At 29.3% G+C, this 12,936-nt stretch carries 14 protein-coding genes; 3 read left to right on the top strand and 11 right to left on the bottom strand.

Annotated elements, in window-relative coordinates:
* Positions 1 to 79: 79 nt before the first annotated feature.
* On the bottom strand, positions 80 to 1,285 hold the full coding sequence (locus ABGT36_RS01295; RefSeq protein WP_346676431.1) for an MFS transporter: 1,206 nt from the start codon (positions 1,283 to 1,285) through the stop codon (positions 80 to 82).
* A 260-nt stretch (positions 1,286 to 1,545) separates the two neighbouring features.
* Here ABGT36_RS01295 and ABGT36_RS01290 point away from each other — a divergent pair, with 260 nt between their 5' ends.
* Positions 1,546 to 3,342 (top strand): DUF885 domain-containing protein, encoded by a 1,797-nt coding sequence (locus tag ABGT36_RS01290; protein ID WP_346676430.1) that lies wholly within the window; start codon positions 1,546 to 1,548, stop codon positions 3,340 to 3,342.
* Positions 3,343 to 3,380: 38 nt separating this feature from the next.
* Here the strand turns inward: ABGT36_RS01290 and ABGT36_RS01285 are convergent, their stop codons facing one another.
* The 5 genes from ABGT36_RS01285 to ABGT36_RS01265 all read right to left on the bottom strand — a co-directional run bounded on the left by ABGT36_RS01285 (position 3,381) and on the right by ABGT36_RS01265 (position 6,368).
* A complete protein-coding gene (locus ABGT36_RS01285; RefSeq protein ID WP_346676429.1) occupies positions 3,381 to 4,286 on the bottom strand; it encodes an alpha/beta hydrolase in 906 nt (301 codons plus the stop codon).
* A gap of 9 nt (positions 4,287 to 4,295) precedes the next feature.
* Complete coding sequence (locus tag ABGT36_RS01280) at positions 4,296 to 5,045, bottom strand: HAD-IIB family hydrolase (RefSeq protein WP_300082805.1); 750 nt, start codon at positions 5,043 to 5,045, stop codon at positions 4,296 to 4,298.
* A 72-nt stretch (positions 5,046 to 5,117) separates the two neighbouring features.
* A complete protein-coding gene (locus ABGT36_RS01275; RefSeq protein WP_087373552.1) occupies positions 5,118 to 5,369 on the bottom strand; it encodes a kinase to dihydroxyacetone kinase in 252 nt (83 codons plus the stop codon).
* Between the two features lie 32 nt (positions 5,370 to 5,401).
* Entirely contained in the window at positions 5,402 to 6,085 is a 684-nt protein-coding gene (locus tag ABGT36_RS01270; protein WP_300630378.1) for a pseudouridine synthase, read from the bottom strand.
* Between the two features lie 106 nt (positions 6,086 to 6,191).
* A complete protein-coding gene (locus tag ABGT36_RS01265) occupies positions 6,192 to 6,368 on the bottom strand; it encodes a hypothetical protein (RefSeq protein WP_346676428.1) in 177 nt (58 codons plus the stop codon).
* Here ABGT36_RS01265 and ABGT36_RS01260 point away from each other — a divergent pair.
* Positions 6,362 to 6,592, top strand: a complete 231-nt coding sequence (locus ABGT36_RS01260) for a hypothetical protein (protein ID WP_308698293.1) — start codon at positions 6,362 to 6,364, stop codon at positions 6,590 to 6,592. The two genes, ABGT36_RS01265 and ABGT36_RS01260, sit on opposite strands and share 7 nt — an antisense overlap.
* Positions 6,593 to 6,634: 42 nt before the next feature.
* Here the strand turns inward: ABGT36_RS01260 and ABGT36_RS01255 are convergent, their stop codons facing one another.
* From ABGT36_RS01255 to ABGT36_RS01235, 5 genes are all read right to left on the bottom strand, one after another.
* On the bottom strand, positions 6,635 to 7,393 hold the full coding sequence (locus ABGT36_RS01255; RefSeq protein ID WP_300082811.1) for an SDR family oxidoreductase: 759 nt from the start codon (positions 7,391 to 7,393) through the stop codon (positions 6,635 to 6,637).
* Positions 7,394 to 7,488: 95 nt separating this feature from the next.
* Positions 7,489 to 7,902 (bottom strand): iron chaperone, encoded by a 414-nt coding sequence (locus ABGT36_RS01250; protein ID WP_087298804.1) that lies wholly within the window; start codon positions 7,900 to 7,902, stop codon positions 7,489 to 7,491.
* Between the two features lie 198 nt (positions 7,903 to 8,100).
* Entirely contained in the window at positions 8,101 to 8,568 is a 468-nt protein-coding gene (gene tnpA, locus ABGT36_RS01245) for an IS200/IS605 family transposase (RefSeq protein WP_346676427.1), read from the bottom strand.
* A gap of 162 nt (positions 8,569 to 8,730) precedes the next feature.
* Positions 8,731 to 9,411, bottom strand: coding sequence for a fructose-6-phosphate aldolase (locus ABGT36_RS01240; RefSeq protein WP_346676426.1), 681 nt, complete (start codon positions 9,409 to 9,411; stop codon positions 8,731 to 8,733).
* Between the two features lie 18 nt (positions 9,412 to 9,429).
* Positions 9,430 to 11,841 (bottom strand): glycyl radical protein, encoded by a 2,412-nt coding sequence (locus ABGT36_RS01235; protein ID WP_300630389.1) that lies wholly within the window; start codon positions 11,839 to 11,841, stop codon positions 9,430 to 9,432.
* Between the two features lie 181 nt (positions 11,842 to 12,022).
* On the opposite strand from ABGT36_RS01235, the gene ABGT36_RS01230 reads away from it, so the two are divergent.
* Entirely contained in the window at positions 12,023 to 12,919 is an 897-nt protein-coding gene (locus ABGT36_RS01230; RefSeq protein WP_087373873.1) for a glycyl-radical enzyme activating protein, read from the top strand.
* Positions 12,920 to 12,936: the final 17 nt, after the last annotated feature.

Below are 12,936 nucleotides of genomic sequence, written 5' to 3'. Positions count from 1 at the left end.
TTTACTTCCTTTCTAAACATATTTCGTCATCTAAATTTTATCTTGTCTACAAAATTTTGTCTAGTTAAGATTTAAAATATTAATTATCAGCTAACTCCATTGAAACATAATTAACTTCTTTATTAGTAAAAATATTATTTAATACTAAAATTACAACTGCTAAACAAATAAAGCCACCGCTTAAAACTATAAATAAACTATTAAGACTATCACTTAATGCGATATTTTGCATAAAAATACTACTATATGGTGAAATAAAAGCACCTAAATTAAAACCTACTAATAATAATGAAGTTGCTAGTGGTGTATTTTTTATTTGTGAATTATTAATACGATCGATTAAGTATGGCATAAAAATTTTAAATCCAAATCCGGTTAAAAAGCCACCAGCAAATGTAATTATCATTGAATTAGAAATTCCTATTAAAAACATTGCTAATGCTAAAATTAATAAGCCAATAATTGGTGTTAGCTGCTTAAAGATTTTAATTATCTTACTAAATAATGTCCCAGCCGTAATTGCTCCTAGTGATAATAATATAATTACTAAACTAGCATCACTAGCATTTCCATATCCAGCCGTTGTAATTAATGTTGATACTTTAATACCCATTGTCATATATAAAGATGCTGCTACAAATAACAATGCGATAAAACTAATTAACATTATATTATCTTTTTTAAACCCATTTTCTTTTACAATTACATTTGTATCAACCGAAATATCATTTGCTGTAGCTACCTTAGGAATAAACTTGATAAAAACGATACATACCGGAATTGCTATAGCATAGGCTAAAAATGGTGCCTGCCAACCAATTTTTAACAATTGACCAGCAATAAATGTTATAAAGATCCCACCTGCACCTTCAAAAGCACTTTGTAATCCATACATTTTAGCTCGATCTTTCCCTTGATAAAAACTATTTACTAAAGCTACTGTTAAAGAATTGAATAAACCAATCCCAAATCCAAGCATTGCTCGACTAATTAAAATTAAATAAAAATTAGAAACAAATACTGGCAGTATCCCTGAAACAGCGACAATTAACAACCCTAATGAAGCTGTTTGTTTATAACCAATCTTTTTTGCGATAAAACTACTAATTAATACTGAAATCATTAAAAATAATGATGGTACAGTTGTCAACATTTCAATCATTGCTAATGGAATTGTATCAAAAGCGCTTGCCATAGCTGGAATATTAGCATTGATTGCTGGTGCACTACCAACTAATAAAGATGCTGACAATAACGAATATTTTAATACTTGTTCTTTTTTCATAATCATTCTCCCTTCTATTTACAGCTATATTTTACCTAGTAAAACACTAGTTGAGAATTCTTAAAAAGTTCACATAGTATCACCTATTAGTTAATACTAAAACATACAAAATATTAATATATGCAGATTTAGACTATAAATTTAAACCTATAGGTCATAGTTAATATTGTTTGAATAAATATTGCTAACTTTCTTTTAACGAACAAATTGTTTAATAACTCTAAAATGGCTATAATATATTGTATTGGAAGGAGTTTTTTATGAATAAAATAAAACAATTAACCACTATTTTATTAGCCCTAATTTTGACGATTTCTATTAGCGGCTGCAACAATCAAAATTCTGGTGACATTGATAAAATGCAAACCAAATTTGATCAATTTATTGAACAGGAATTTATTGATACAATGGAAAGTGATTATACATCATTACATTCATTTATTGAAAATCCTGAAGATTTTGGAATTGACTTAAATAATGTTGAAATTGGCTTTGGTTCTGGTTATAGCGAAGAAGAACTTGAAGAAGCTAAAAAAACAACCGAAGAAACTGCTGAAAGATTTGCTGAATTTGACCGAGATCTATTAACTGCAAAACAACAGGAAACTTACGATATTTATCAAAACACATTAGAATTAGCACTAGAGTCAAATGATGATAAATATGATTATATCGCTCCAGCTTTTGAAACTGCAACTGGTGCTTATTGTCAAATTCCAACAATGTTAACCGATTGGACAGTAAGAAATGAACAGGATGTTAAGGATTTAATTACATTAGTTGATGATACTGATCGATATATTCAAAGTCTATTAGATTATTTAAAGGTTCAAGAAGAAAAAGATACCCTTTCTATCAATGTTAATGATGTTGTTGAATATTGCCAAGGGATAGTTGATGCTAAAGATAATAGTCCTATCTTACAAGCCTTAAATGAAAAAATTGATACTTTGAATCTTGATGAAAATCAAAAAAATACTTATAAACAACAGCTTTCTACTACCTTTAATGACTCATTTATTACAGCTTATCAAAATATCATTGATACCGTAAATGGACTTGATAAATCTAAAATAAATGATGGTGGTCTAGCGAATATCGAAAATGGTAAAGAATATTATCAGTTATTATTACAAAATGCTACTGCAAGTTCTAAAACAGTTACAGAAATTCAATCAGAATTTGAAGATGCGATGGATGATTGTTTAAAAGAAATGCAATCTTTAATAATTTCCAATCCAAGTATCTCATCTGTTGTTCAAAATAACTTTGGTTCCATTAAAACCAATTACAACAGTTACGAAGAAATGATGCAAGATTTATCAACTGAAATACAAGAAGATTTTCCAGACATTGGAACTATTGATTATCAAATAGCTCAAATCGATCCTTCTTTAGCTAATAACAGTGTTGCTGCTTATTATAATTTACCAGCATTAGATAGCAAAGCAGCAAATCAAATTCGTGTTAATTCTGATAATAATGAAATTGATATAAGTGCTGTTGATACTTTTCAAACTATTGCTCATGAAGGTTTACCTGGTCATATGTATCAGGTTAATTACAGTTATTTAAACCTTGATAATAATTATCGTAAAGTTTTAGCATCAAATCCATCATATCAAGAAGGCTGGGCTGTTTATGTGCAATATTATTGTAACAAATATTTATCTCAGCAAGTTAATTCAGATATTTTAGAATTAATGAAATATAATAACATTTATTCTTATTATGCAATGATTTTATGTGATATTGGTATTCACTATGAGGGCTGGGATTTAGATGAATTTAAAGATAACTTAGCAGATTTAGGTTTTGTCATTAATGATGATGATTCGCTAGAATTACAATACAATCAGTTAAAAGACAATCCGACAATCTTTGTTCCTTATTATTATGGTTATCTTCAATTTAGTAATTTAGAAACTACTGCTAAAGAAGAGCTAGGAAATAAATTTAATGATATTGAATTTCACGAAGCTTTATTAACTAGTGGTTGTGCTCCATTTACAATTGTTGAAAAGAATGTTGAAAATTACATTGAAACAAACAAGTAAAAACGATTCATTTAATTGAATCGTTTTTACTTACTGTTTTAAAGACACGATTTTATAAAATCATCATACAAATCAATTACTTCTTCTTTCCAAAAAACTGCCCCACCATGATCACTGCCACGAACTAAATACAGTTTAACACTTTTACCGGCATTTTTTATCGCCTGATATAATTCCACGCTTTGTTTACAAAATACTGTTTTATCTTTAGTACCATGTAAAATAAGCATCGCTGGATAATCTAAATCAACATAACTTTTAACATTAGCTACCTTTGCTTCCTCAATATTTTCACGAATATTATATCCCATTAACATTCCTTCAGGACTATCAGGAAGCTGATGATTTAAAGTTGAAGGAAAACCATCAGGCATTGTAATATCAACAGCACCATATAAATCAATAATCCCTTTAACAAAACAATCATATTGATTAATTGGCTGATCAAACAAATCTGTTTTAGCAGTCATCCCAATCATCGCACTAGTGTGACCTCCCGAAGAATCACCCATGACAATAATGTTATCACTATCTAAATGATATTGATCATGATGGGCTTTTAAATAACGAATTGCATTTTTACCATCAATGATCTGAGCTGGAAAATGAGCGATGCCACTATGACGATATTCAACAATAGCACAAACATAGCCTCTTTTTGCCAATGCTCCAATATTGGCAACATTACGATAAATATTTTGTTTTTTCCAAGCAGATCCTTGAATAAATACTACCCCAGGAAACTTTTTATTAGGGTGATTAAATATTGAAGGTACTAACAGTTGTAAATGCAAATCAACACCATCTTTTCGATCATAGACAACATCTGGAAAATAATCAACACCAATTTCTTCTCCAGTCATTTTTATTTCAGGTATATTATCTAGATTACAAATGTAGTCTGGCATGGTTTCATAAGTATATTCTTTAACCTCTATTTTCATGATAACCTCCTAATCCTTTTGTAATAATTGTTCAATACATTGATCTAAATGACTAACAACATTGTTTGCTACTTGTTGTACTTCTAAAGGACTATAATCAAATGTAAAACTATTATCAACAAATTCAAGCATGGAAATATCGTTATATGAATCTCCAATGCAAGCCAAATCGTTTTTATCTAACTGATAGTAATTGGCAATTGCTTCAAGACCACTTTTTTTAGAACAGTCTTTAGCGACAACATCTAATGCTGTTTTATTTTGAAAGATTTCAATATCTACGTATTGTTGTAAATCCTGTTTAGCACTAAAAGCTTCCTTTTCAGTTTTGAACATTAAAGAAAAACTAATAATTGTTTTGTCTAACAGTTGTTTTTTGGAAGTTAGATTAATAATAAAATCTGATGAAAAATCATTCTTACTATTTACAAAATAAATTTCATTTTCAGTAGCAATTAACATTTCAACATCATTATAACTATCCATAACTTTTTCAACTGTTGTCAAAGTTATCTCTTTTTTACTAATTAGTTTAAAATCCCGATCTAAAACAATAGCCCCACTATTTACAATATAAAAATCAAATTTAAAATCAGGTGAAGCAAAATCAGTAACCCCAATTAATGGTCTACCCGTACAGACCCCAAATTTATGTCCTAAAGACTGGAATTTTTGAATTGCTTTAATATCATCTCTTCGATAATTTTCTAATTGATGTTCAAAAAATAATGTTCCATCAAAATCACTAGCTAATAACAAATCCTTTTCCTCCTTTTTTATAAATTTTTAATATTATTTATCAAAAAAGAGCTAACATTTGTTAACCCTAGTCTAACCTTTTAATCCTCTTGATTGGCGATCCATATCTTCAACAACAATATCGTAAATTTCTCCTAAAGAAGCACAATACTCTAATACCTTCCAAGGCTCATTAGTATGGAAATGAATTTTGATTAAATCTTCATCACCTACAGCCAATAAACAATCCCCTTTAAAATTATTTGTAAAATATTCATTGATAGCATCTTCATCAAGGTTTTTACCCTCTATTAATAACTGGGTATCATATCGAAATTCAAGCATAATATACCTCCTTTTTTCTATTATATCACAATTTATAATAAGCTTAAGATTTCTTGATTAGTTAGATCTCGAAACTCGCCCTCTTTCAATCGTTCATCTAATTTTAAAGATCCAAATTCAATTCGTTTTAAATTTACAACTTCATTATCTAGACTTTTAAACATCTTTTTTATTTGATGATATTTACCCTCACTAATCGATAAATAACAATGAAAATCATCGATCATTTCAAATTCTGCAGGTAAACATTTGATATTATGATCAATAATAATTCCTTGTAAAAATACTTCCTTTAAATTATTAGTAATTTTCTTTTGGGTTTCCACCAAATATTTTTTAATAACATGATTACTAGGTAAAAGCAGCTTTTTTGATAAACTATGATCATCGGTTAAAATCAATAAACCAGTGGTATCTTTGTCTAAACGTCCTAAACAATAACAATCTTTATTAGTTATCAAATCAATTACACAGGGATATTTTAGATCACGATTAGCACATATATAACCTTTGGGCTTATTTAACATAATATAAGTAAAAGGCTGGGCTTTTAAAATAGTTTGTTGATAAATAATCTGGTCACTAAATTTAACAGGATATTTATGATCTTTTATAACTTCACCATTAACTGTTATCTTACCTTGTTTTATCAGTTTACGACAAGTCGAGGCATTTCCTAAATTATTTTTCATTAAAACATAATATAAATCTTTCATTTTAAAATTTCCTTTATAAAATTAGTTAATTTTATGATACATCAATTATTAAAAATAAGCGATAAAAAACTATAACATTAAACTTCTGTTATAAAACCATTACATTTTAATACTGATAATGATTTAAACAAATTCTTTTTACTACTTCGGGATCACGATTATCAAAAGTATTACCATCGATCCTATCAAGACTGCTTATTGCTTCCATTTCCTGATCAGTCAATTTAAAATCAAATATTTCTATATTTTCTTTAATTCTTTTTAGATTATGACTTTTTGTCAATATTACAATTTTTATTACTAATGATATTTATAAGTATTTCTTATTTTAGAGATAAATTAATAATTCTTAATAATTTATTAAATGTTTTATTAATAATTTTCTGCTATGATAATGGTGTAAAAAATGGAGGGGTTAAAATGAATCCAGCAGTAGCAATTGTAATTATGTCTATTATCGAAGTCATTGGCATTAATATCTTTTTACGTCATCGCCATAATGATTAAAAATTGACGACAAAAAGCATCTAGATAATACCTAGATGTTTTTTATTGTTTTTTCTTTTGTTGAAATGATGCAATTATAATATATAAATAATTAGGTAAATAACGGCCTGAAGTCATCGCTAATTTCATTTTTATAGTTGGAATAATAACAACTTTACGCTTTTTCATTTTAGACAAAGCATACTTAGCACAATAATCAGCTCTTATTCCCTTTAAAGCAAACTTCACTTGAGCTACATCATTAAACTCAGTATCAACAGGTCCTGGACATAAACAGCCTACATATACATTACTATTTTTTTCCTTTAACTCTCGAGCAATTCCTTGTGTTAAACTTGTTACATATGATTTAGTGGCATAATAAGTACTCATATGTGGTCCTGCTGGCATTAATCCAGCACAAGAAGCCACATTTAAAATATAACCATTATCATTATGTTCCATTTTTTCCAACATTAGTTTTGTTAAGATGTGTAAAGCTACACAGTTAACTTCGATCATCTCTATTTCTTTCAATAAAGCAATTTCATCGAAATTCCCACTAATACCAAAACCAGCATTATTAATTAAAATTTCAACATTTAAATCTTTAACTTTCTCAAACAACTGATAACAATCATTTTTATTCTTTAAATCCGCTTCAATTATCAAACAATCAGTATCTAATTCTTTTGCCAATTGCTCTAATCTAGCCACCCTTCTAGCGACCAATACTAAATAATAACCTTGCCTAGCTAATAATTTTGCAAACTCCTTACCAATACCAGAACTTGCCCCTGTTATCACTGCATATTTTTCCATTAGTAATCACTTCCTAAAAAATATTTTACACTATAAATTATACGCCGGCAATTAAGCAAAATTTATTATTTTATAAAATTAATGATAGCAAAATATTATTCTTGATTAATATCTTGAAGATAACACCACTTAGCTATTTTTGTGATTAATTTTTCAGATAAAGGTTGCGTGAATAAAATTTTAATTACACCGTTATGAACTTTATAATCTGATAAATGATCATGAAAAAATAAAACTGCTTCTTTGCCTGGATATAAACTAATATCATTTTTATTAACAGCAAAGTGAATTATATTGTCGTTATTTTTCCAAGTTGGCATTCCCCATGCAATCGTTGCTTTTGCTTCTGGTATTGCCTTATTAATAATGTCTTTGAGTTCAATTAATAGCGGTTGAATTTCTTTTTCTTGTCTAGCTATATATTCATCAATCGTAGTAGGTTTTTCACCACAATAATGACTCTGATTTTTTCTTTTAAATACTCTTTTACACTTGGGACATTGCCACATATCTTTCTCCTTTAAATAACCTTTTATAAATTGAAAATACCACATACTTATTAACGTAATATATCTACAGCTGCCTATCATTCAATAAATATCCACCGGCCTAGCCGGTGGTTTTACTTATGCGGGCATAGCCCTGCTCCCAAAGCGCATATCTGAAGACATTCCTTATGCCTTACGGCTACCGCATGCACCTTGTCGTTATTTACCCTTAAAAGGGTCTTCAAAATCCAGAGTTAGTTGTTCCCCTTCTTGATCCTCTTTCAACTGATTTGAGATATACTCCTTAATTTTTTTTGTATTTTTCCCCACTGTATCTACATAATATCCTCGGCACCAAAATTCTCGATGTCTATACTTATATCTTGCATTCGCCCATCTTTCAAATATGATTTGGCTACTTTTCCCTTTTAGAAATCCCATAAATCCTGAAATACTATATTTTGGTGGTATTTCTATCAGCATATGTACATGATCTATACATACTTCCGCTTCTATTATATTTACTCCCTTCCATTCGCATAATTGTCTTAATATCGCCCCTATTGCGACTCTTCTTTCATCATAAAATGCTTTTCTTCTATACTTTGGTGCAAATACTACATGATATTTGCATCTCCATTTTGTGTGTGATAAACTATGTAAGTCATCTGAATATTGTTTATTCATTTGTCATTCCTCCGTGTTATTTTATTTGCAGTTGGTAGCCGCAAGTATATTATAACATGGAGGTTTTTCATTATCACTCCACTAAAGCTTTTATACACCCCCAGCCTAGCTGGGGGTTTTATTGTATTACAAAAAAGCAGCACTTAGTTGTGCTGCTAATTATTATAAATCACAAATTCCTTTATTCTCACCATACATTGCATACCAGTCATTATTAAAATCTGCTACTGCTTTTTCAATGTTTGGGTTTTTGAAGATTTGATTTAATACAGCTACTGGTGCTGTTATTGCATGTGAGCCACTATTAAAAGCATCTCTTACTTGTTGTACCCCTTTAAAGCTGGCTGCTAATATTTTACAATCATATCCATCTACTTCAATTCTTGATGATAATTCATGGATCAATTCAAATGGATCACTTCCTAGATTACCGATACGATTTACATATGGAGCAATATAATCAGCTCCAGCTTCTAATGCCATATAAGCTTGCATTAAATCATAAACAGCTGTCGCCGTTACATTCATGCCACGAGCTTTTAATTCTTTAATAGCTTTTATTCCTTCATATGAAACAGGTACTTTAATATATACTAAATCATCGATTTCCTTTACAATTCGTTTAGCTTCTTTAACCATAGTTTCACAATCCAAACCAGTTACCTGGATATGCAAACTGTTTTCCATTCCAATCATTTCTCTGATTTTACGCATATGATCAAAGAAATTTTCAGGACTAGTTGCTTTTACTATTGAAGGATTACTAGTAACTCCTGAAATTGGTAAATACTCTACTGCTTCTTCAATTTCTTTTAAATCTACTGTATCAATTATAAATTCCACGTCTTAAACTCCTTTCATTTATAACGTTTGTTCTGTTCTCTCTATAATATCATCTTGTGTAGCTTTTGACAATACATTGAAAAATGCAGAATAACCAGCAACTCGAACAATTAAGTCTTTATGCTTTTCAGGATGTTTTTGTGCATCAATTAATGTTTCTCTAGAAACAACATTATATTGAACGTGATAACCTTCTAATCGATTAAAGAACGTTTTAATTAACATTTCTAGTTTTTGTTTATTTTCATCACTCGATAACATTTGTGGTGTTACTTTTTGATTTAATAAAACACCTCCAGTAATTTCATGGGTTGGTAATTTAGAAACTGATTTAAATACTGCTGTAGGTCCACTTTTATCACAACTATGAGCTGGTGAACAACCTTCAGCAAGCGGTGTCTGAGCTTTTCGACCATCAGGAGTCGCCATTGTTGAAAATCCTTGTCCAACATTTGCAGAAATTGATGAAGTTCCCGCATAACGAATCCCGCCAATAGGTCCGCGTCCATAACGAGTATTTGGATATTTTTTCATTTCATCAATATAGCTATCATAAGCTTCAACAACTAATTGATCAACATAATCATCATCATTACCATATTTAGGAGCTTCATTGATTAACATTTTTTGAATCTTTTGATTTTCTTCACTTGTAAAGTTATCTAATAAAGCATCCCATAATTGCTGTTTTGTAATCTTCTTTTCTTCAAAGACTAATTTTTTAATTGCCGCTAAACTATCAGCCATATTAGCGATTCCTACTTGTAAACCTGAAATATAGTCATAGATAGCCCCACCTTCTTTAATCGTTTTTCCGCGACCAATACAATCATTTGTTAATGTTGAACATAAAACATCAGGGACATCACGTTCTGAAGCTAAATCAATTGCATTTTCAACAATAACACTCATTCTAGTTAGTTGCCGTACTACTTTATCCCAGGCATTCATCAAATCTTCGTAAGAATCCATTTCTGTAAAATAACCACATTCTTCGACAAATCGTTTACCACTTGTCATATCAACGCCATTATTCATTGCAATTAATAAGATTCTTGGAAAATTCATATAACTCATACCAGTACAGCGATAACCCCATTTACCTGGTACTGCTGTTTCAACGCAGCCAATCGCTGAATAATCATAGGCATCTTCTTCTTTAACACCTTTTTCGATAAATGAAGGAATAATTACTTCATCATTATTAAATGCCGGCATTCCAGTTCCTAATTTCATAACTTCGATTGCTTCATCTAAAAATTCCTGATTTATATTTTTATGATATCTTACTGTTAAATTAGGCTGTGGTAATCTAGTTTGAGCAATTGATTTTAAAACTAAAAATGATAATTTATTAACTGCATCTTTTTTATCACGAGTTTGACCACCAATAGTTACATTTTGATACATTGGACTACCAGCACTTGAAAAAGTATGTGACTGACTACGAACTTTATTGATCGTTAAAGTTTTTATCCATAAATTATTCAATAACTCAACCACATCGTCTTCACTTAAAATTCCATTTTCTAAATCATGTTTCAAATAAGGATACATATATTGATCAAAACGACCATAAGATAAAGAATGTCCATTAGATTCAATTTGTAATATTAATTGAATAAACCATACTGATTGAATGGCTTCTTTAAAAGTTTCGGCTTTAAAATAAGGAACTTTTTTGCAAATACGGCTAATTTCTAATAATTCATCTTTTCGCTTACCACTAGCATTTTCGGCTTGTTTTTTTGCTAGTTCACTAAAACGAGCAGCAAAAGTTTTAACTGATTCAATGACTATTAAAACCGCTTTATAAAAATGATACTTATCAATGTTTTCTGGTTTGCATAAATCTAAATCAGCTTTCAATTTTAAAACCCTGTTTTCATAGCTTACCAAACCATTTTCAAGAACATTTTGATAGTCTACTGCTAAATGGGCATCACCAGAATTTAATTTACCTTCCATACCAAAAAAACCAGTTTCCATAAATACACTAACTTCATCTGGTAATAAAGCTTCCCCTTTAGCTCTTAAATTATTATTTTCCCAAAATGGTGCAATTGATCTTAATGCTTCTTTAGTATCTTCTGTTATATAGAAAACATCCCCATCACGTTTTTCAAATAAATCAAGTTCATCAATAACGAATTTCATAGTATATTCGGGAAAAATTGGCGCATCTTTATTAGAAGATGCTTGATTTCCAACGATCAAAGTTTCATCTTCAATATAAATAGGCATTTTTTCTAAAATATTTTTTAACATTAATGCACGTTTCATTACTGCTGGTTGATTTTGATGCTTTTTATAAGCTTCAGTTACTAACAATGCTCTAGTTGCATCAATATATGGTTTTTTGTCTAAAACTGCTTCTCTAAAACTATTCATTCGTGGTGTTAAATCGCCAAAATGTTCAACATTTTTCATATTATCTCCTCCGTTGTTTCGTTTGAAACTAATAATTGTTTTATTTACAATATCATCATAACATTAATTAGCGTTTAGTCAAGATTATATTTCATAAATAATTAAAATTACTTTCATTTGAAATTGATTTATTTACTTTTATAACAACCTATGATAAGATAATTTTAAAGGAGCAAATATTATGAACCAAGGAATCATTTTTAATATTCAAAAATTTAGTATCCACGATGGTCCTGGAATTAGAACGACTGTCTTTTTTAAAGGATGTCCATTAAGATGTAAATGGTGTTCTAACCCGGAATCACAATTAGATAAAATACAAATTTTATATGATCGAACTAAATGCACTCATTGTTTAAATTGCTTAAATAGCTGTCCTGTAAAGGCTCTTAGTTTAGTAAATGATAAAATTATTATCGATCATAAAAAATGTATCGGATGTCTAAAATGTGTTAATAACTGTTTAAATAGTGCTTTGACAAATGAAGGCGAATATAAAAATATCGATGAAATTGTTGATGAATGTCTAAAAGATGTTGCTTTTTATGAAGAATCTAATGGTGGTATTACCATTTCTGGTGGTGAAGCAATGTGTCAGCCAACTTTTTTAAAACAATTAGTTTTAAAACTAAAAGAACATAATCTTCATCTTGCAATCGAAACTACTGGTTATGTTGAATCGGCAACATTTCAAGAACTAGCTAAACTATTTGATTTATTATTATTCGATGTCAAACATGTAAATAATCAAAAACATATCGCTGGAACTGGCGTATCTTGTGATTTGATCAAGACTAATTTAATCTGGGCTTTAAAAAATAATATCTCTATATTACCAAGAATCCCAGTAATCCCTAATTTTAATGCCAGTAATGAAGACGCTAAAGAAATTGCTAGTTTTTTAGCCAATATAAAAATTAAAAAAGCTCAATTATTACCTTTTCATCAATTTGGTGAAAAAAAATATGAACTTTTAAATCGTAATTATGCTTTAAAAAATATTAAAGCCCTTTATCCTGAAGATTTAAAAGAATATCAACAAATATTTATCGATCAAGGAATTGATTGTTTCTTTTAAAAAATACAGACTTCATT

The sequence above is a fragment of the Erysipelatoclostridium sp. An173 genome, assembly GCF_963931465.1.
Taxonomy (GTDB): domain Bacteria; phylum Bacillota_I; class Bacilli_A; order Erysipelotrichales; family Coprobacillaceae; genus Thomasclavelia; species Thomasclavelia merdavium.
The sequence above is the reverse complement of the archived record's forward strand: the minus strand, read 5'-3'. Positions and strand labels throughout refer to the sequence as shown.

What these genes read in the sequence shown, in the direction of transcription:
- ABGT36_RS01275 (WP_087373552.1), bottom strand. Translation starts at nt 5,369, where the DNA reads ATGCTTGAATTTCGATATGATACCCAGTTATTAATAGAGGGTAAAAAC.
- ABGT36_RS01255 (WP_300082811.1), bottom strand. Translation starts at nt 7,393, where the DNA reads ATGGAAAAATATGCAGTGATAACAGGGGCAAGTTCTGGTATTGGTAAG.
- ABGT36_RS01230 (WP_087373873.1), top strand. Translation starts at nt 12,023, where the DNA reads ATGAACCAAGGAATCATTTTTAATATTCAAAAATTTAGTATCCACGAT.
- ABGT36_RS01290 (WP_346676430.1), top strand. Translation starts at nt 1,546, where the DNA reads ATGAATAAAATAAAACAATTAACCACTATTTTATTAGCCCTAATTTTG.
- ABGT36_RS01235 (WP_300630389.1), bottom strand. Translation starts at nt 11,841, where the DNA reads ATGAAAAATGTTGAACATTTTGGCGATTTAACACCACGAATGAATAGT.
- tnpA (WP_346676427.1), bottom strand. Translation starts at nt 8,568, where the DNA reads ATGAATAAACAATATTCAGATGACTTACATAGTTTATCACACACAAAA.
- ABGT36_RS01295 (WP_346676431.1), bottom strand. Translation starts at nt 1,285, where the DNA reads ATGAAAAAAGAACAAGTATTAAAATATTCGTTATTGTCAGCATCTTTA.
- ABGT36_RS01250 (WP_087298804.1), bottom strand. Translation starts at nt 7,902, where the DNA reads ATGTGGCAATGTCCCAAGTGTAAAAGAGTATTTAAAAGAAAAAATCAG.
- ABGT36_RS01285 (WP_346676429.1), bottom strand. Translation starts at nt 4,286, where the DNA reads ATGAAAATAGAGGTTAAAGAATATACTTATGAAACCATGCCAGACTAC.
- ABGT36_RS01270 (WP_300630378.1), bottom strand. Translation starts at nt 6,085, where the DNA reads ATGAAAGATTTATATTATGTTTTAATGAAAAATAATTTAGGAAATGCC.